This window comes from Rhizobium sp. BK176 (assembly GCF_024808055.1).
The window spans coordinates 30294-48908 of sequence record NZ_JANUBV010000034.1 but is presented as its reverse complement, the minus strand read 5'-3'; the positions used below and the strand labels follow the sequence as shown (position 1 = coordinate 48908).

17 protein-coding genes are annotated in these 18615 nt (G+C 58.2%); 8 read left to right on the top strand and 9 right to left on the bottom strand.

Translation table 11 applies throughout. From position 1 onward, the window contains the following. Window positions 1-140 precede the first annotated feature (140 nt). From FHT76_RS38550 to FHT76_RS38530, 5 genes are all read left to right on the top strand, one after another. Window positions 141-869 (top strand): cation transporting ATPase C-terminal domain-containing protein, encoded by a 729-nt coding sequence (locus FHT76_RS38550; protein ID WP_310503308.1) that lies wholly within the window; start codon window positions 141-143, stop codon window positions 867-869. A 7-nt stretch (window positions 870-876) separates the two neighbouring features. Beyond that, complete coding sequence (locus FHT76_RS38545; protein WP_310503157.1) at window positions 877-1731, top strand: CBS domain-containing protein; 855 nt, start codon at window positions 877-879, stop codon at window positions 1729-1731. A 615-nt stretch (window positions 1732-2346) separates the two neighbouring features. Further along, window positions 2347-2637, top strand: a complete 291-nt coding sequence (locus FHT76_RS38540; protein ID WP_183864927.1) for a hypothetical protein — start codon at window positions 2347-2349, stop codon at window positions 2635-2637. Window positions 2638-2661: 24 nt separating this feature from the next. Next, window positions 2662-3843 (top strand): acetate/propionate family kinase, encoded by a 1182-nt coding sequence (locus FHT76_RS38535; RefSeq protein WP_183864928.1) that lies wholly within the window; start codon window positions 2662-2664, stop codon window positions 3841-3843. An 11-nt stretch (window positions 3844-3854) separates the two neighbouring features. Next, window positions 3855-6236, top strand: coding sequence for a phosphoketolase (locus FHT76_RS38530; RefSeq protein WP_183864929.1), 2382 nt, complete (start codon window positions 3855-3857; stop codon window positions 6234-6236). 443 nt (window positions 6237-6679) lie between these two features. On the opposite strand, the gene FHT76_RS38525 is transcribed toward FHT76_RS38530, so the two are convergent. From FHT76_RS38525 to FHT76_RS38490, 8 genes are read right to left on the bottom strand one after another with little or no spacing between them, the layout of a single operon-like run. Continuing rightward, window positions 6680-8404 carry a dihydroxyacetone kinase family protein gene (locus FHT76_RS38525; protein ID WP_259131403.1) on the bottom strand — a complete coding sequence of 575 codons (1725 nt, stop codon included), beginning with the start codon at window positions 8402-8404 and terminating at the stop codon, window positions 6680-6682. A gap of 58 nt (window positions 8405-8462) precedes the next feature. Continuing rightward, the gene (locus FHT76_RS38520; RefSeq protein WP_183759211.1) at window positions 8463-9182 is read right to left on the bottom strand and encodes an amino acid ABC transporter permease; all 720 of its coding nucleotides are present in this window, start codon (window positions 9180-9182) and stop codon (window positions 8463-8465) included. Next, window positions 9179-9829, bottom strand: coding sequence for an amino acid ABC transporter permease (locus tag FHT76_RS38515; RefSeq protein WP_183759210.1), 651 nt, complete (start codon window positions 9827-9829; stop codon window positions 9179-9181). The genes FHT76_RS38520 and FHT76_RS38515 overlap by 4 nt, the downstream gene beginning before the upstream one ends. After that, window positions 9822-10601 (bottom strand): amino acid ABC transporter ATP-binding protein, encoded by a 780-nt coding sequence (locus FHT76_RS38510; protein WP_259131406.1) that lies wholly within the window; start codon window positions 10599-10601, stop codon window positions 9822-9824. The genes FHT76_RS38515 and FHT76_RS38510 overlap by 8 nt, the downstream gene beginning before the upstream one ends. Before the next feature lie 49 nt (window positions 10602-10650). Continuing rightward, window positions 10651-11532: an ABC transporter substrate-binding protein gene (locus FHT76_RS38505; protein WP_259131408.1), complete on the bottom strand. Its 882-nt coding sequence runs from the start codon at window positions 11530-11532 to the stop codon at window positions 10651-10653. Between the two features lie 25 nt (window positions 11533-11557). Further along, window positions 11558-12694 (bottom strand): FAD-binding oxidoreductase, encoded by a 1137-nt coding sequence (locus FHT76_RS38500; RefSeq protein WP_259131410.1) that lies wholly within the window; start codon window positions 12692-12694, stop codon window positions 11558-11560. Further along, window positions 12691-14061, bottom strand: coding sequence for an NAD(P)/FAD-dependent oxidoreductase (locus tag FHT76_RS38495; RefSeq protein ID WP_183759207.1), 1371 nt, complete (start codon window positions 14059-14061; stop codon window positions 12691-12693). The genes FHT76_RS38500 and FHT76_RS38495 overlap by 4 nt, the downstream gene beginning before the upstream one ends. Then, window positions 14058-14363: a (2Fe-2S)-binding protein gene (locus tag FHT76_RS38490; protein WP_183759206.1), complete on the bottom strand. Its 306-nt coding sequence runs from the start codon at window positions 14361-14363 to the stop codon at window positions 14058-14060. The genes FHT76_RS38495 and FHT76_RS38490 overlap by 4 nt, the downstream gene beginning before the upstream one ends. Before the next feature lie 197 nt (window positions 14364-14560). Between FHT76_RS38490 and FHT76_RS38485 the strand changes: the two genes are divergently transcribed. The 3 genes from FHT76_RS38485 (at window position 14561) to FHT76_RS38475 (ending at window position 17674) form a co-directional block, all read left to right on the top strand. Then, a complete protein-coding gene (locus FHT76_RS38485; protein ID WP_259131413.1) occupies window positions 14561-15883 on the top strand; it encodes an MmgE/PrpD family protein in 1323 nt (440 codons plus the stop codon). Between the two features lie 239 nt (window positions 15884-16122). Continuing rightward, window positions 16123-16653 (top strand): NUDIX hydrolase, encoded by a 531-nt coding sequence (locus FHT76_RS38480; protein WP_259131416.1) that lies wholly within the window; start codon window positions 16123-16125, stop codon window positions 16651-16653. Between the two features lie 235 nt (window positions 16654-16888). Beyond that, a complete protein-coding gene (locus tag FHT76_RS38475; protein WP_183864937.1) occupies window positions 16889-17674 on the top strand; it encodes an IclR family transcriptional regulator in 786 nt (261 codons plus the stop codon). Window positions 17675-17715: 41 nt separating this feature from the next. Here the strand turns inward: FHT76_RS38475 and FHT76_RS38470 are convergent, their stop codons facing one another. Then, window positions 17716-18615 (bottom strand): TIGR01459 family HAD-type hydrolase, encoded by a 900-nt coding sequence (locus FHT76_RS38470; RefSeq protein ID WP_183864938.1) that lies wholly within the window; start codon window positions 18613-18615, stop codon window positions 17716-17718.

Here is an 18615-nt window from a genome sequence, read left to right as displayed (position 1 = left end):
ATACTCGACCTCTTTGCACGACCTCCACCCCGACGATGTCCTCACTGTGACATGCTCCTTGCCGATATCGCTCGGTCTAAAGTGCCAAAGTAGTGTTAGGGGATGGAATCAATGATGGACCTGCGCTGAAGCGGGCGGATGTGGGGGTTTCCGTCGATAGCGCCGTCGACATCGCCCGTGAGTCGGCCGACATCATCTTGCTTGAGAAGAGCTTGCTGGTGTTGCGCGACGGCGTACTGGAGGGGCGAAGAGTATTTTCGAACATCACCAAGTACATCAGGATGAGCGCAAGCTCAAACTTCGGTAATATGTTCAGCGTCCTTGGGGCAAGTATTTTTCTGCCATTCATGCCCCTGACGGCAATTCAGGTCCTGACTAACAATCTGCTTTATGACATCTCTCAAACGGCCATACCTACGGACAGGGTGGACGAGGATTATGTATCCTTGCCAAGGCGATGGGACATCACCGGTGTTTTCAGATTCATGATACTGCTCGGACCGGTCAGCTCGATCTTCGACTATCTGACCTTCGCCGTCATGCTGATTTCGTTCGGAGCGTGGACCAATCCGGCACTATTCCAGACGGGGTGGTTCGTAGAATCGTTGCTCACTCAGACCTTGATCATTCATATCATCCGAACCGCGCGCATACCATTCCTTGAGAGCGTTGCCAGTCCAGCCCTTATCGTTACAAGTCTTCTCATAGCAGTGGTGGGTATTGCCTTGCCTTTCACAGGCCTCGGCGCGGCTCTCGGTTTCGTATACCTTCCGCTTCTTTACTGGCCATTGCTCGCAGTTATCCTTCTCCTCTACGCACTCCTTGCCCAATTGGTGAAGGTCTACTTTGTCCGCAGATGGGGCCCTTAAGACAGGAATGATCGTTGAAAACGCAATGACACCGTCGCCGATAACGATAGGCGAGTCCGCCACGGTCTTCGTTGCAGCGAGCCTCATGCTCCCAAATCGGATTAGCGGCCTTCCTATCGTGGACGATGACGGTGTGCTGATCGGTATGATCAGCGGAAGCGACTTCCTGAGGCGCCACGAACTCAAGACCGACCGCAGAAGATCATGGTTGCAGATTTTTCTGACAAGCCCAGGCAAAATGGCCGATGAATACGTTCGCACCCACGGCCGCCTTGTAAAGGAGGTGATGAACCCGCACCTGCTCGTCACAACTCCCACGGCAGCTCTTTCTGACGCTGTGCTCCTAATGGAGCGAAACTGCGTCAAACGGTTGCCAGTTGTTTCGGAGGGCAGACTGGTTGGCATCATTTCGCGATCCGACCTGTTGCGCGCGCTAGCGAGAACGCAAAACCCCTCCGTGCCGTCGGTCGAAGACACGAAGATCCAGGATGCCGTCGAGGCCGAGCTTGCGAAGCAAACCTGGAGCAGAAACGGACTCATCCGCTGTCAGGCGAGAAATGGGATAGCCGAACTTGCCGGTACCATCTTTGACGAACGCGAGAGGCTCGCTGCCAAGGTCGCCGCCGAGAACGTACCAGGCGTGAAATCGACAACAGATCACCTGATCTGGCTCGACCCCACTACGGCGTCGCCCTGCCACCACCGGCAGGCAACGAGGAACGGATTTAATGGTTGCTGTCGAGCGGGGCGCGAGGAGCCACGACTAAAAACGAACCAGGCTCCTCGCAAATGTCTCGGTATCTCATCCCCGCGACAGCGAGACTCTAGCAAAGGCGTGGTAAACAAACTCCTACTGCGCTGAGAAATCGGCGACACGGGCTGGAGCTTGGGAAAATTGCAGGGTCGCTCCGACCAGCAGCTGATTGGGCGAGGCGAGGTCGTCATCTCCACGAAATCAGCGCCCGACACATTCGGATCCGAAGCTGATCCTATGGTTACATTAGCAAAACACGATCTGCGAAATTACAAACGTTTGCTGTAAATGATATCCCAGATTGATCTCCATCAAGGAAGCCTTCGTTCCCTCCCCTAAACTTCCGCAGCTAGTATCGGTGAACCATTCAGGACCTGAGATCGTCTCTCCACGTCGATGCTGGTCCTGCTTTCGAGGCGGATTTTGCGAATGCTCATTGGCTGCAGCATGTTTGAGAGAACAAGGCGCGATAAGGAATTGAGCGATCGGCCTTTCGCGCATGGACTTGCGGCAGTGTTGTCGACCCATGAGCAAGCCGGTCAATCCGGTGTCCTTTTTAAAGCTAGCTACGGGACGCTTTGGATACGCAACCCACGACCCCGACCGTATTCATTGGCTCGAAGTCAAAAAGCTCGACTGCTGCAGCCGGATCGTCTTCCTTCGGAAAGGTGAGACGGTCGCTCGATCAAGAAGAAGAGCGATAAAGAGGGAAGGAGACAGACAATGCTGTCCACTGATCGGGATTCCAAACCGGGCGGCGAGCATTTCGCCGTTCCAACCCAAGGGGAAGTCGAAGGAAAGCTCATGGTGTCAGAATTGGTCGCTGTCGCCTGTCTCCAGGAACTCTTGAGGAAGGAACGTGCGCCAGTCATCGAAAGGGTTCGGCGTCGGATCCTGCGTGATCTGAAGCACCGCTGCCGCACGCTGCAACTCACCGCGGATGACGAAAAGACGACCGGTGACTATGCACTGCAGATTCTGGCTGCAGCTGTGGATGAAGCGAGATCCAGATAGAGTTACGGACAAGCGGGGATCCCCATGAGCAAGGACGTGGGCGTTGCTTTCAATGTCGGTTCATCGAGCGTGAAGATTGGCATGTTCGACATTGGCTCCGGGTGCGCGGAGCGTATTGGTCGCGCGACGTTACTCTTGGGTCAGCATCCACGGCTTAGATACCAGGTAGCCGACGAGGTCGAAGATATCGCACTACCTGCGGCGGAAAGCAGCTTCGGCACCAGGGCAACTTCAACCGTTCTTGATCGATTGTTGAACGGTGATTTTCACATTGGATTTGTCGGCCACCGTGTCGTGCACGGCGGGTTGGCCTTCAAAGGACCTGTGCTTCTGAACGGCAGCGTCATATCGCAAATCCAAAACTTGGCCCCCATGGCACCCCTTCACCAGAAACAGGCGCTGGATCTCATCGACGCTGTCTTTTCCCTATACCCCCGTGTGGTGCAGACAGCCTCGTTCGACACGGCCTTCCATGCCTCTCAATGCAGCCTCGCGAGCCGGTTGGCCATTCCCAACGCTATGCACGAAGCTGGCATACGGCGATACGGATTTCATGGTCTCTCGTATAAATATGTCGCAGGGTTCCTCAAGAAATTTGCGCCTTACGCCGGCGGCGGCAGAGTTGTGTGCGCCCATCTCGGATACGGCGCCAGTCTTTGCGGCATGGTCGATGGGGTCAGTATTGATACCAGCATGGGCTTTTCCGCTCTCGACGGCATCCCGATGGCAACGCGCCCAGGAGCGCTCGATCCAGGCGTGTTGATCCATCTGCTCAGATCGCAATTTCCCGATGCCGACAAACTCGAAGATTTTCTTTATCACCGGTGCGGCCTTCTTGGCGTCTCGGGAATAAGCGGTGATACCCAGGTCCTGCTAGAGGACTTCCGGCCGAGCGCCAGGGAAGCACTTGATCTGTTTTGTTTCAGAATTGCCGGAGAGATCGGTCGGCTTGCCGTATCGATCGGGGGCATTGACGCGCTGGTCTTTACAGGCGGCATCGGCGAACACCAGCCCGAGATCCGCAAAGGCATCGAAAGACACCTGTCATGGATGGGGCTTACGCTGAACGAAGCGGCCAACAGAACAAACGCACCCGTCCTTAACGCCAGGGACAGTGCTGTTGCAGCGTTCGTCGTCCACACAGACGAGGAGCAGGTCATCGCCGACGAAGCACTTGCTGTCATCAATCAACACCGACTTCGTTGAAGGAGTTCGAAATGGGAGACAACATCGCAATGCTCGACCAGGAGCTCGGGCTCATTGACCGCTATTGGCGCGCCGCAAACTATCTTTCGGTCGGTCAGATCTATCTCATGGACAACCCGCTTCTTAACGAACCACTGAGGCCCGAGCAGATCAAGCCACGGCTCCTTGGGCATTGGGGAACGACGCCGGGCCTGAACTTCATTTACGCTCACCTTAACCGCATCATCAAACACCGCGGCGCAGATATCCTTTACATATGCGGCCCGGGTCACGGCGGACCGGGAATGGTCGCAAATACCTATCTGGAAGGGACCTACAGCGAGGTGTATCCGGAGGTAACGGAAGATGCCGACGGCCTACGCAGGCTCTTCAAGCAATTCTCGTTTCCTGGCGGGATTCCGAGCCATGTGGCGCCAGAAACGCCCGGTTCGATCCACGAAGGCGGCGAGCTTGGCTATGCTCTCGTTCATGCTTTTGGGGCCGTCTTTGACAATCCGGGCCTGGTCGTAGCCTGCGTCGTTGGCGACGGAGAAGCCGAAACCGGCCCTCTGGCTGCCGCCTGGCATTCCACCAAGTTTCTCAATCCAGTCCGCGACGGGGCGGTCCTACCGATCCTGCATCTCAACGGTTACAAAATAGCCAATCCGACAGTCCTCGCCCGCACACGCGATGGCGACCTCGAAAGCCTGTTCTGGGGCTATGGCTACCAGCCGATATTTGTCGAGGGACATGACCCGGCAGAGATGCATCGGAAAATGGCAAAGGCCCTCGATGAAGTTTTTGATCTCATCGAAGCCCTCCAAAGGGATGCCCGCTCGGCCAGTGAGTATGAAGGCGTCCCACGATGGCCAATGATCGTCTTACGCAGCCCAAAAGGCTGGACCGGTCCGAAAGAGGTCGATGGCAAGAAGGTGGAGGATTTCTGGAGAGCCCATCAGGTTCCCGTTTCAAACTGCCGCGCCGACGAAGGCCATCGCAAGATCCTCGAAGACTGGATGCGAAGCTATAAGCCAGAGGAATTGTTTGACTCCCGCGGCCGCCTGAAGGAGGAGCTGCGCGAGCTAGCACCCAAAGGCGAAAAGAGAATGGGTGCGATAACATTTGCAAATGGCGGGCGACTGCGAACGGAACTCATCCTCCCGGAAATTGCGCAACACGCAGTCGAGCTCGGCGATCGCGGGTCGAACCTGATGCAGTCGACGGAGGTTCTGGGACGGTATTTGCGTGACGTCCTTCGCCTCAACGCCGCCCACAGCAACTTTCGTATCTTCGGACCTGACGAAACCGAGTCCAATCGTCTCGGGAGCGTTTTTGAGGAAACGGACCGGGTCTGGATGCAAAAGATCGAGGACTACGACGTTCATCTTGGCCGCGATGGAAGGGTCATGGAGGTCCTCAGCGAGCATCTCTGCCAGGGTTGGCTCGAGGGCTACCTTCTCACCGGACGCCACGGATTCTTTTCGTGCTACGAAGCGTTCATCCATATCGTTGACTCGATGTTCAACCAGCATGCAAAATGGCTAAAGGTATCTCGCGAACTGCCGTGGCGAAAACCGATCTCATCACTGAACTACCTTCTTACGTCGCATGTCTGGCGGCAGGACCACAATGGCTTCTCCCACCAGGACCCCGGCTTCGTGGATCTCGTCGCAAACAAGAAATCTGACATCGTTCGAATTTACCTTCCTCCTGACGCCAACACCCTCTTATGGACCGGTGATCACTGCCTTCGCACCTTTAATCGCATCAATGTGATCGTGGCTGGAAAACAACTGCAAGCACAGTACTTGTCGATGGATGAAGCCATCTTGCACTGCGAGGCTGGCCTTGGCGTCTGGGACTGGGCGAGCTTCGAAAACGATACCCTGACCCCTGACGTCGTGATGGCATGCGCCGGCGACGTGCCAACGATGGAAACGCTTGCGGCGGTCATGCTTCTCCATGAAGCGATTCCTGAACTGAAGATCAGGACCGTCAATGTCGTGGACCTTTTGAGCCTGCAAGATCCGGATCAACATCCCCATGGGATGGACCATCAGAGGTTCGATGAAATTTTCACGGCCGACAAGCCCGTCATCTTCGCTTATCACGGCTATCCGAGTCTCATTCATCGCTTGACCTATAGACGGACGAACCACGAGAACATCCATGTGAGAGGCTTTATAGAGGAAGGAACGACGACCACGCCGTTCGATATGGCTGTTATGAACGAAATCGATCGGTATCATTTGGCACTGGAGGCGATCAGACGGATTCCAGGTCTCGCCGTTAAGGTGCCGGACGAGGTGCAGGCGCTGAATGCCAAGCTTGTCGAACATGCTGCTTTCATCAGGCAATACGGCGAGGACATGCCAGAGATTGCTGGCTGGAGATGGCGGCGTGTGGAGCACTGAGGCTATACGCCGCGGTTACCGTCACTGATCTGAACCGTTCAAACTGTATCGCTTTGGTAGAGGTTTCCGCTGCCTTTTCCTGGCTAGAAAAGGCACGGAAGAGGCTGAAACGAAGTCGGCTCAGTACGACTGACAAATGTGACAGTCATCGGATTGTAGATGCCCACAAGTTCGTAGAGTTCGCGGGTGATGTCGTCCGCCTCGCCGGCGCGTATGGCAATCACCCCCTTCCTCGTGGCCAGTCATCGCGGCTAGGATGACGCTCCGCCGTGTTTCGATATGCCGCCGCCTCCCTCCGCCCGACCTCTGTTTGCAGTCGCGGCTGTAGCAACTGGAAGCTCGACGACGGACAAGCCGCCAAGCCGACAGGCAACCTTAGTGTGGTGCAAAGCCGATTCTTGGAAAATGATCACGAGGAGGTTTTTCCCGTCCCAGCTTCAATTCTATGTCTTAGCGTGTGAAGCATCTTCCACTGCCCCACTCGCAGCAAGCCAGATGGTCACTGCCGCTGCCCCTGCGTCAGGACTGCCGACTACGCGCCCACCGATATAGCTGGCCCGCCCAAGCTTTGGCCGCATGTCAATCGTTCGTCGCATGCCCCCCTCTGCCGCCGTCACGGCTCGTTCCCATGCTTCCTTCAGAGGAAGTCCCGCGGCGATTTGCTCCTCGAACGTTGAGGCCGCGGGTTGCAATGCGTCTACCATTGTGCGGTCGCCGGGCCTTGCTCCGCCCAGTTCGGATATCGCCTGGACGGCGGCCGCAAACGCAGCGGCGACATCGCTCGCAGACGGCTCGTCGATCGTAGCCAGATGCCTGGACGCCCGCATCAGTCCGGCAGCGTAGAAGGGACCTGAACTCCCAGCGATTGCTCTTCTGACACGATCGGCGGCTGTAGATAACCCTTTTGAGACGGAAGAGAATGCGCCCTCCGGTAGGTCCAGGATGGCCTCAGCCCCGCGACGCATGCTCGCCCCGAGATCGCCGTCACCCGAAATTCCGTCCAGCGTGGCAAGGTGATCTTCCGCTGCAATCAATGCGCGTGCGGCGGAGGCAAATATCTCCTGCAGACGCCGGCCGGCGGGTGAGACGTTTGCTTGATCTTCCTGCGCCACAATCGGGAGATCGTGCGGACTGGGCACTGCCACCAAGGGCTCCGCGTTCACAAGGCCGCCGCCCGGCCAGGCTTGCGCTTCGACCGGCATATCGAAAAACGGCAAGTCTCGAGATGTCACAGGCATGACCGACAGTGAAAATCCTTGCATATCGAGCGCTGATAGGAACGTGCCAGCCCAGGCCCGTACAACCGTCACCCCACCCTTGGCGAGGCTTCGTAGTGCGCTTCTGGCGAGGATTGCAAGCTCTAGCGGCGGCGTTGAACCGAGCCCGTTCACGAGCAGAACGGCCTCGTCTCCTCTCCGGACCTTGCCGTCAACCAGGATCGTCTTCAAAGTCAGTTCGACCAATTCATCGGCGCTCGCAATCTCCATGCGGAAAACTCCCGGCTCGCCGTGAATGCCGAGCCCAACCTCGACTTCCTTCTCTCCAAGGACAAAACCAGGTTTCCCGACGGAGGGGAGGATGCAGGTTCCGAGCGAGATTCCCATCGAGGAAACCCGCTGTGCTGCATCTCTCGCGATTGCGGCCACAGCCGCAAGGCAATGTCCTTGAGCCGCTGCGGCTCCTGTTATCTTGTGAACGAGAACCGTGCCGGCGAGGCCGCGCCGTCTGTCTGGAGCTACCGTATCGCGCAAAGCGGCATCGTCAGCGACAACAACAATCTCGACCGGAATCCCCTCTGCCCTCGCGATTTCGGCTGCAAGTCCAAAGTTCAGCCTGTCGCCGGTATAGTTCTTGACGATGAGCACAGCACCGGCCGGCCCACTGACGGCCCTGATGGCAGACAGTACGGCGTCGGAACTCGGCGACGTGAAGACGTCACCCGCAACCGCAGCCGTCAACATGGATCGGCCCACGTAACCTGCATGTGCCGGTTCATGTCCGCTTCCACCACCAGAGATCACGGCAACGGGACGAGCCGCTGCGTCTGGCAGGCCGGATTGTATGACGATGTTCTCGTCGGAAAGAAGGGCAGTGCCAGGCGATAGCGCAACGGCACCCTCCAGCGCTTGCCGGACGACCTCTTCCGGGCGATTTATCAGTTTCTTCATCTGCACTCCTGATTGACTCGACTTTTGATTTCCGTGGTGATTGGGACCTGGCTAGTACCTACGGACAGGTTCTGGCAAGAAGACTTGGCAGGGCACTGCGGTGGGCTCGAAGCCGCGCGCGTCCCTGTAACCGGTGCTCGATAATTCGGGCGGCAATAGAAGCCGGCCATGCAAGGCTGAAATAGAGCAATGCCGTAAGCGCGAAGACGTGCAACGGAAGGAAACTCTCAGACATCAGTTCGCGTGACACCAAAGTCAGCTCAGGAACAGATATTAGGGCGCAGATCGAACTGTCCTTCATAAGAGACACGAGATTGATCAACAAAGGTGCTACCGTCTGCCGGATGGCCTGCGGCAATAGAATAAGCCTGAAGGCTGCCAGTGGCGTCAGACCGGCAGCAAGAGCAGCCTCGCGCTGACCAGCGGAAATTGCACAGAAACCGGCACGAAAAACCTCCGCCAGGTAGGCCGCATAGACCGCGGAAAGCCCGAGCGTACCGGCCATGAATGCCGACAAGGTAACGCCCGCTCCCGGAAGAGCGAAATAGAGCAGATAGAGGATCACAAGAATGGGCACGCCGCGAGCAACCGTAATGTAGACGCGCGAGACCAGTTGCGGAACAAGTGCACGCCGCGAGCGCAGGTACTCGATCAACATGGCCAGCATGACAGCCAGACAGAATCCTGACGCGGTTAAAGAGAGGGTCAGGTGAAGTCCGTGAAGGAGACGCGGACCCCAGTCAGCGATGTTGTTGGAAATGATTTCAATGAACATCATCCAATCCCCAGTTTCTGCTCGATCAGGGCGACGGACCGCGCAACGACGCTGGTCAGGATCAAATAGACAGCGGCAGCACCGGCGTAGATCAGTGTCGTCTCGAAGGTTTCGTTGACGAGCTGTCTTGCATTGAAGAGGATCTCGGGCGCGGCGATGGCCGCGACCAGGGACGTATCTTTGACAAGCGAGACCGCGTAGTTTCCGATGGAAGGGAGCGCCAGTCTCAACCCCTGCGGGACCACGATCAGCCGGAATGCAGCGAACGGCGTGAGGCCGATTGACGCCGCTGCCTCGCTTTGCCCGACCGGGACGGATTGAAATCCCGAGCGGAAGATATCGACGCAGATAGCACCGCCGATCATGCCTAATCCGGCGACGCCCGCTGCGATTGAGGACAGCCTGAGCCCGAGCGACGCCAGACCGAAGTAGAGAAGAAAGAGGAAGGTCAGGCTCGGAATGTTGCGCAGGCTCTCGACATAGAAACGGATGGCGATCCGCAGCAGGCTGTTGTCTGACAGAAATTCACTGGTTGCCAGAGCGACGCCGATAATGAGAGCCACGATGAGCGATCCAGCGGTCACCTCGATAGTTACTGCCGCTCCTGAAACGAGTGCTCCTGCAAGCGTGCCAGCAAAAGTGTCATCCATGATCCCGTCCCCCAAGCTGCAGGCTCGCAAGAAACTGCTTCAGGCGGGGCGTTTGCGGGTCATCCAGAACCGTCTTGGCCGGACCTTCCTCAATGATACGGCCGCCATCCATGAAGATGATGCGATCGGCAACCTCGCGCGCAAAGGCAATTTCATGCGTGACGAGCACCATCGCCCGACCTTCTTGCGCGAGTTCCTTTATGACTGTCAGGACCTCCCCGACCAGTTCCGGGTCGAGCGCGGACGTCGGCTCGTCGAAAAGCAGCAACTTCGGCTGCTGGGCAAGCGCGCGGGCGATCGCAACACGCTGCTGCTGTCCGCCAGAGAGCCGATGCGGCATATCATCGGCCTTCTGCGAAAGATGGACCTTTGCGAGCAGTTCGCCAGCAAGCTTGTCCGCCTCTCGATGCTTCAGCCCCCTAACTTTTATCGGCTGCAGTGCCACGTTGGCGCGAACTGACAAATGTGGCCAGAGATGGAAGTGCTGGAAAACCATGCCTATGTCGGCTCGTTGCGGCGCCATCTCACGTTCACTCATCAAACGCCCGTTCCTGCGACGACCGATCAGTGTCCCTTCCAGGCGAATTTCGCCTTCGCTTGGCGGCTCGAGGAAATTGATCGCTCTTAAACAGGTCGATTTGCCCGATCCACTGGGGCCAATCAGCACAACGCGCTCTCCCCGACGCAAATTAAAGGAGATGCTGTTGAGAACCCTCAACGGTCCAAATGACTTTCCGAGGTCTTTAACCTCAAGAAGCACGTCGGCGGCCATCGTGACCTCCTTTTCTGTGAAGAGCGGCCGTTTTACCGGCCGCTGATGTTCAATGGTTACAAACCGGTGGTTTCCAATCGGCAGGTCGGTCGACGCCTGCCCTGAAATTCTCTGCAGACGGTGTGTAGTTTGCCTCGCTGATATTGCCGTAGAGCTTGCCGATCGACTTGATCTGGCACGAGGCCCATAGGCCACGGATCTCCTTGCTCAGTGCCGCCGCCAGGTCTGCATTTTCCTTGGATAGACCGAACACATATTGACGCCCGAGGCCGGTCAGGAGTGGGAAGTCAGGGTTGTTATCGGTGAAGGCCAGGTTGACGAGACCCCAATCAGGGTTCTTCGACAGCGCATAGTCGATGACCGGTGGGTCTCCGACCAGCGCTTCGACACGACCAGCCAGCAGGTCGCGCAGCGCAGCATCAGTGCTGTCGTAAAGCGATAGCTCCAGGCCCGGGATCTTCCTGAGCTCCGGCAGGAAGGAGAATCCCGTCATCGATCCGACCTTGCGGTTTTCCAGATCCTTGAGGCTATGCCACCCAGCGTCCTTCCTGGAGGTGATACCATTCTGGAAATAGCCGGTCGGGTCGCTCATCGACAGGGTTTCGGCCCGTTGCTTTGTCCAGGCGACATTGCCTCCGATGACATCCACACGACCTGTCTGCACCGCCGCAATTGCGCCTGACCACTCCATCGGAACCGGCCTTATTGTCAAACCCAGCTTTTCGGCAGCAATCTGCAGGATGTCGCCGTCATAGCCGGCAAGTTTTCCACCGCGCGCCACCAGCCCCGGCATATCACCAGTGATGGCGACAGAAAGAACGCCCGGTTCGGCAAGGTGATAAGCCGGCTCGGCGGCAAACGCAGAGCTCCATTGAAGGCTTGCCGTCAACGCAAGCGCTCCTCCAAGCAGTTGAACGAAGGAATATCGCACGTCTGTTCCCCTTTCTTTTCCTCTTTCAGGGTTGGCCCGCCGGCGTGAGTGCCGGCTGGAATCGTGTCATGGACAGGCCGGCAATCGAAGTCGGCGAGTGACCATCAAGACAAAGTTCGCTAAGGACTGCGCCCACGGCTGGCCCCAGCTGGAAACCATGACCGGAAAAGCCAAAGGCATGAAAAAGACCGCTCACGTTCGGACTTTCCCCTACAATCGGAAGGCCGTCTGGCATGCGCCCCTCGATGCCGGTCCAGCTGCGGACGAGGAGAACATTGGCAAGCTGAGGCACCATGGCGATCGCCTCGGCAGCAGCTTCCATTGTCACGTCAGCCAGAGGTCGGGCTCGTTGCAAGTCCCGATCGGCAGAGCCGAGACCTGCCCCGAAAATGACGCTGCCATGGGCTGCCTGGCGGATGTAAATACCGCCTCCGCAAATTCCGAGATTCGGTCCGATAAAAGGTGCGATGGGTTCTGTCACGCACATGTTCGGCGCCATGACTCCCTCTTCGACATGATCGTCGAATTGCGCAGCGAATGCCGAACCCCAGGCCCCCGCCGTATTAACGAGGCGCCGCGCCTTGACAGGAACCGGATCGTTTTCGAGATGTAAGACAAATCCTTCCGCACAAGTGGCCGCGGTTCTGACGGCTACACCCTCGCGAATGTGAGCGCCCCAGGCCCGGGCGGCGCGCGCGAAGGCAGGCGCCACAAGACGTGGATTTGCCTGCCCGTCCTCGCCGCAAAACGAACCACCCGGATAGTGCCCGGAAAGATAGGGGAAGCGGCGCTTCAGATCGCTGGCATCGAGGATTGCAGCATAGATGTCGTGCTCGGCAAGCAACCGCTGATGCGCGATCAGCTCCATCATATCCACGTCATTGCGGGCGAGTTTCAAATGGCCGGTCACCGCGAACTCACAGCTGGTGCCAACCAGTTGCTTCAGATTACCCCAGATGGCGCGGCTGCGCCTCGACAGTGGGAGCTCCGCCGGATGGCGTCCTTGTTGACGCACGCCACCATAGTTCACGCCGCTAGCCTGGGCGCCGCACCGCCCTCGCTCCAGCAGGACCACGGATGCGCCTTTCAAAGCCGCGTGCAGTGCCGTGGAGCACCCCGCAAGGCCGCCCCCGATAATGGCGAGGTCATAGAGACTGGTCATGACAGTCCCTTTGCAAGCTCGCAAAGTGGAACCGGCTTGATCGGAGCCTGAGCGCGGATGCGACCAACAGACTCGATCGGGACGCCACCGGTTGCCGCAATAAGCTCAGCCGTGGCTTGTCCGCAGATACGGCCCTGGCACCTGCCCATGCCCACGCGACAAAACGCCTTTATCCGATTGATCTCGGTCTCGCCTGACGCAAGCACTGCCTGCCGGATTGTGCCGGCCGTCAACTCTTCGCAACGGCATACCGTAACCTCGTCGGGAATTTCCGAAGCCTTCGCGTGCGGATACGCAAAGACCTTGTCCAGTGCCCTCCTGAATCGCGCCGATCTCTCCACAAGTCGACGATCGCGGCGCAAACGCGCGTGGGCACCATATCCAGCGTCGACGAGCAATGCAGAGGCAGCAATTCTTCCTGTTAACTCCGCAAGCCCGCTGCCTCGAACTGACATCCCATCGCCGGCAAGATAGACGTTCGATATCGTCGAGCGCCCGTCGAGATCTGCGCGTGGCAGCCATTGCCGTTGTCCCGTGTCGAAATCGAATTCAGCGCCGAGCAGATCCGCGATTTGAGACTCGGCTTTTAAACCATGCCCGATCGCTAGCGCATCGCAGGCCAGGATCCTCTCGCGCCGGCGGTGCCTGAAAACCAATGCGGCGACTTTTTCATCAGCGCCACAGATCACTTCGATGGGTTCGGCGCCCTGATGAATGGCAACGCCTCGTGCCCGCAGTGCAGCCATGTAGTAGAGACCTCTGACGAAGATGGCCTTGCCGCTCGCCAGTGCTGGAACATGGCGCCAGGCACGATGCGGTCTGCCCGTCTCGAGAACGGCAACTACGCACGCGCCTGCCAAGGCATATTGGTAGGCGACGAGATAAAGTAACGGACCAGTACCCGCAAACAGGACGCGGCGGCCAACGAGGGAAGCATCTGCCTTTAGGGCGACCTGAGCGCCGCCGAGACTGTAAACTCCGGGAGCAGTCCAGCCCTTAACCGGAAACAGGCGATCCATCGCCCCCGATGCGATGACGAGGCTCGACCATGGTTGCACGGAAGCCCTGCCGGCATTGACGACGTGGAGCATCCCAACGGCCGCGCCCCAGATCTGGGTGTTCGGCCGGTAGTCAATGTCGCTCCTCAATGACGCGACTGCGTTGAAATTTGCGAGAGCTCTTGCGGTATCGAACCCATAGAGCTGCCTTGTCGGTCGCATCAGCTCCGGTTGCGGTTGCCGAAAGACCTGCCCGCCAAATTCAGGTGCCTCATCAATGAGGACTGGTTTCACACCGGCCTCAACGAGTACGCCAGCTGCCGCAATGCCCGCGGGACCGGCGCCTATGATCACGATCGGCGCAGTCATGGCAGGTCCTCCCGTGTTGTCATCAGCTGCATTCCCTCCTCGACGCGGGTCGTACAGGCCCGCAATCGACGACCGTCCGCCTGCCAGATCCAGCAGTCCTGGCAGGCGCCCATCATGCAGAAACCGCCGCGCCTTTCTTTCGAGAACTCGGAGTTGCGCACGTAGCCAATCTCGGAGCGGAGAGCGGTCAGGACGCTCTCGCCCCGCCTTGCTGATACCGGGCGCCTGTCAACGGTGATGTTGACTGGCGCAGCCACGGCTACGACCAGCCGTGGCGGCCCGGAATCCTGCTTTCTGGCCATTTCGAACCTCACTTCCGCATTTGTTGTTGACAGGCTATGCATCCACATTATGGATGTCAACGCGTGTAACTATCCACTTTCAACTTGTTCTTACTGGGGATGTTCGAAACTTGAGTACTACCTTGAAGAGTATTGGAGCTTTTGGGGATTCCTACGCCCTGATGGCGTTGGCAAATTCCTGCAGAGCGGCAACGAATGTGCCCGAACCTGCTCTTGACGCCGCCCGCAGAACCCTCCTGGACACCTTGGGTGTTTCGGCAGCGGGTTCCGCGACTGCCGGCGGCAATGCCTCCCATGCTGCCGCCCCGACCATCTGGGGCAGCGGAGGCTCTTCCGTCTGGTTTTCCGCGACGAAACTGCCGCCAGCGGGAGCGGCGTTCGTGAATGCGACCTATGCTGCTGCCCTGGATCTCGATGATGGTCATCGAGGGGCATCCGGACATCCGGCGGCTGCAATTATCCCGGCCGTCCTTGCGGTCGGCCAAACGACAAATGCCAGTCCGGCACAGCTGTTGACTGCCATCGTGCTCGGCTACGAGGTCGCCGTCAGGGCCTCGGCCGCGCGTGACATCGCAAGCCTGCGCACGACCGACAGCGGGCTATGGTGTGGTCTTGGCGTCGCAGCGGCTGCAGGGTGGCTAGCCGGCCATTCCACGCCAGTCATTGCGCATGCGATGGCGATCGCCGGGCAGACGTCGACATCTCAGGCCGCGACCGGCTGGACACAGCTTGGCCACACCGTCAAGGAAGGGATCCCCTGGGCTACGGCAAATGGTCTCCAGGCCCTTGCTCTGGCGGCTAGCGGCCACAGAGGACCATTGGATCTTCTCGACGATCCTGTTGCTTACGATCGTGCCGCGCTCATTGAAAACTTTGGACGCGACTGGGCGATCGAGCAGGCCTATTTCAAGATCTACAGCTGCTGTCGGTGGGCTCATGCCGCAATTGATGGTGCGCTCATCCTCAAGAGTCTGATGCAGGTCTGCGACAGTGAGATTGAAAGCATCGTCGTCGAAACCTTCGATCGGGCGTTGACACTTCCCAACCAGAGCGAACCGCAATCGAGCGAGGCCGCGCAATACAGCATCCCCTTTTGCGTTGCTCTTGCCTTGATCCATGGTCCCGAGGCACTGCTGCCGCTCAAGGACGATCACCTCAAGGATCGGTCCGTGACCAATCTTGCTGGGCGAATTCGATTGACGAGCGCAGATGACTATATCGGCGTCTTTCCCGCCGCCACGCCAGCACGTGTCACCATGATCGCCAACGGCCGCCGCCACAAGACAGTCGAGATTTGTTTGCCCAAGGGTGAACCTAAAAATCCGCTATCGGATGCAGATCTGAAGCGAAAGTTTGAAAGGCTCGCTTCCATGGGGGCTCTGACCGCGGACGTCGCGCAAGAGATCTTCGATGTTGTGAACCGTCTCCGCTTTCATGACGCGACCGATCTTTTCGCCGCGCTTGGACCGCGCGAGAGCAGCAAACTGGACGCGCTACGGACGTCGGTGGTCGGCGACTGACGCGGAACGGACAAACGAATCTACATCTGCGACCGAGCGGCTCGAACAGGCTGCACAACAGCCTGACTGTTGCACAGCTCCGTTCTGCTCGGGCATGGTTGCCCGGCCGATCGGAGTTTGGAGCGAAACGGAAGCGCTGGCAAATCTTTCGGGTCATCCGGTCTGCATAAGAACTTACTTGGAAGTCGGGCCGGCGCGGCCTTGCGACCAACAACGCTTTCTGCCATTCATCGAAGGACATGACGCGGAAAAAGCAATCCAAAAATGGGCGCACGGCCAGACCAAAATCGCTCTTGAAACAGCTGGCAGCCGTCCCGGAGAAGCTCTTCACGGGAAAGTTTAGGCAGCAATTCGCGGCCATATGCTTTCGATACAAGGCCGATCGGCAAACGATCGAGATTCTGATGGTCACATCCCGCGACAGTGGACGCTGGATCATCCCCAAGGGTTGGCCGATAGAAGGCAAGGAGCCTTACAAGACGGCTGCAATCGAGGCATTTGAAGAAGCTGGTGTGCGTGGGAAAGTCAGGAAGAAACCGATCGGCAGATACACCTACCTGAAGCTGCTGGGAGATGGCGACGTTGTGCCTTGTATCGTCGATGTCTTTCAAATCGAGATCAAAGAGTCGCACGGAAACTTCAAGGAGCGTGGCGAGCGAACGATTGTCTGGGTAAGTCCGGACGAGGCAGCTCGACGCGTTCGCGAGGTAGAGTTGAAGTCACTGCTAGTGGAATTCAAGCCGCAACGGCGTCGACCCACGCCCAAGTGACGAGCGAACGAGCGAGCTGCCGCCGATTTGAGCCCAGGCTCGCCTGGCTTTCGATCAGCCAGCATCATAAGGAGCGGCGAGCGCCTTCTGGTGTAAGGAGACGGCCCATCGCGCAACTCCGGCAAGAGTCGTCTCTTTGAATCCAACTTCAGAAATCCTCCTCAGGCGCGGCCATGCCGTTTACATTGTCGTCGCGATGTATATGGAATCGCACCAAAGAAAATGCGGAAACGACATGGCCAAGGAAGAGATCGCGGGAACCGGCACGCAATTACTCGATCGAGCGGTCGCAATCCTGAAATATCTGGGAGAAGTTGGGCAGAGCGGCGCCTCGATGGCGAGGATCGTCGAGGCTATGGAACTCAAGCAGCCGACTGTCCATCGCATTGTGACCGCGCTCGAACGGCACGGATTGGTTGATCGCGAACGTCAGACCAAGAGATATAGGTTGGGGCTGGCCCTCTTTGCCATGGGCGCTGCAGCAGCTGACGGAACCGGGCTGCGGCAGCTCGCCCGCCCGGCGCTGATGCGTCTTGCTGCAACGACCGGCGATTCCGTGTTCCTCATGGCGCGCGCGGGCTTTAACACCGTGTGCGTCGACAGACAGCAGGGTACATATGTGATCGACAGCCTCACCGGCCATATAGGCGGACAAATCCCGATGGGGATCGGGCCGGCGAGCCAGGCGATCCTGGCCTTTCTGCCACAGGCCGAAGCAGACGTCATCCTCGACCAGAATGCTGCGCTCTATAAACAGTATGGTACGTTCACAGCCCGCAAGATCAAGGACGCGATTAAGAAGATAAGGACCGACGGCTATGCGCTCGATAACGGCGAACTGGTCGCCGGCATATCGTCTATCGCGGTTCCTGTCTTGCCGCCCGGTAGAGACGCGATCGCCTCGCTCGCCATCAACCTGACGAGCCCACGACTAACCGAGGGCCGCCTGCCAGAGCTCGTTGCGTTGCTGACGACTGAGGTGCGAAAGATCGAGGCGCAGCTCAACCCGCTGGCGGAGTAAGCCGTGCAAGGCCAGGGCGGGACTGGATCTGTTATCCAGCGCTAGGCCAAGTTCTCGAAGCCGGCATCGAGGGCCACCTCCTTCAGGCCAAGAGATGAAAGAATGAGGCTCGGGCGGGAGCCGTGCTTCTGGCAGAGCTGTTCAAAGGCTGCCCTGTCGAAGCCATGTCGGGACCTGAAATAGTGATGGTGAATTCCGCTCAGCACCAGAGCGGACGAGATATTTGCCTGATTGGCGCCAGTTATATCCGTTGCGAGGCTGTCTCCGATCGCAAGCACCCGATTGGGCGGCAGCTGTAGCATTCCCAGCGCCTTTTGATAGGTCGGCAAAGCCGGCTTCCCAAACCGATAAACTCTACCTCCGAAAGACTCATACTCCGCCGCCACCACTCCAGCGCAGGCAACCTCCCGGTCGCCGATCAATACGCTCAGATCCGGATTTGCGCAGATGAGCGGCAAGTTGCGCGCTGCCGCCTCTTTCAATGCCGCAAAGCCCGCAGTTTGCCCCGATGTCCCCGTAGCGAGAACAAAGTCCGCATCCGATACATCTGCCACTCTCGCGAAAGCCAGACCGGTCAGAAGCCCTGATAGCTCGTCGGGTCCAATGTGGAAGAACCTCGACCCCAAGGTTGGCATGAAGGAAGGTTCCCGCTCCGATAAAGATTCGAATACGAGCTCACCCGAGGTAATCAATGCGTCGTAATATCCCACGTCGATTTTCATCGACTGAAGCCGAGTTGCCACCTGCTGTGTCCGTCGCGGTGAATTCGACAGCAGGCAGATCCTTTTGTTAATCGATCTAAGGTGGCGAAGCACGTCAAGCGCCGGCGGAAATGAGCGGACGCCGTCATGGAGGACACCGAAGAGATCGATGATAAAACCTTCAAAGCTCTCCGCAATGTTCCGGAATGTCGGCTGGTCGCCGTTAAAATTCCGCATCAT

Bases quoted from the DNA above. Each gene is read 5' to 3' on its own strand.
- FHT76_RS38515 (WP_183759210.1), bottom strand. From the start codon at position 9,829: ATGGATGACACTTTTGCTGGCACGCTTGCAGGAGCACTCGTTTCAGGA.
- FHT76_RS38520 (WP_183759211.1), bottom strand. From the start codon at position 9,182: ATGATGTTCATTGAAATCATTTCCAACAACATCGCTGACTGGGGTCCG.
- FHT76_RS38540 (WP_183864927.1), top strand. From the start codon at position 2,347: ATGCTGTCCACTGATCGGGATTCCAAACCGGGCGGCGAGCATTTCGCC.
- FHT76_RS38510 (WP_259131406.1), bottom strand. From the start codon at position 10,601: ATGGCCGCCGACGTGCTTCTTGAGGTTAAAGACCTCGGAAAGTCATTT.
- FHT76_RS38480 (WP_259131416.1), top strand. From the start codon at position 16,123: ATGACGCGGAAAAAGCAATCCAAAAATGGGCGCACGGCCAGACCAAAA.
- FHT76_RS38545 (WP_310503157.1), top strand. From the start codon at position 877: ATGATCGTTGAAAACGCAATGACACCGTCGCCGATAACGATAGGCGAG.
- FHT76_RS38525 (WP_259131403.1), bottom strand. From the start codon at position 8,404: ATGAAGAAACTGATAAATCGCCCGGAAGAGGTCGTCCGGCAAGCGCTG.
- FHT76_RS38475 (WP_183864937.1), top strand. From the start codon at position 16,889: ATGGCCAAGGAAGAGATCGCGGGAACCGGCACGCAATTACTCGATCGA.
- FHT76_RS38530 (WP_183864929.1), top strand. From the start codon at position 3,855: ATGGGAGACAACATCGCAATGCTCGACCAGGAGCTCGGGCTCATTGAC.
- FHT76_RS38470 (WP_183864938.1), bottom strand. From the start codon at position 18,615: ATGATGCGGAATTTTAACGGCGACCAGCCGACATTCCGGAACATTGCG.
- FHT76_RS38495 (WP_183759207.1), bottom strand. From the start codon at position 14,061: ATGACTGCGCCGATCGTGATCATAGGCGCCGGTCCCGCGGGCATTGCG.
- FHT76_RS38535 (WP_183864928.1), top strand. From the start codon at position 2,662: ATGAGCAAGGACGTGGGCGTTGCTTTCAATGTCGGTTCATCGAGCGTG.
- FHT76_RS38490 (WP_183759206.1), bottom strand. From the start codon at position 14,363: ATGGCCAGAAAGCAGGATTCCGGGCCGCCACGGCTGGTCGTAGCCGTG.
- FHT76_RS38500 (WP_259131410.1), bottom strand. From the start codon at position 12,694: ATGACCAGTCTCTATGACCTCGCCATTATCGGGGGCGGCCTTGCGGGG.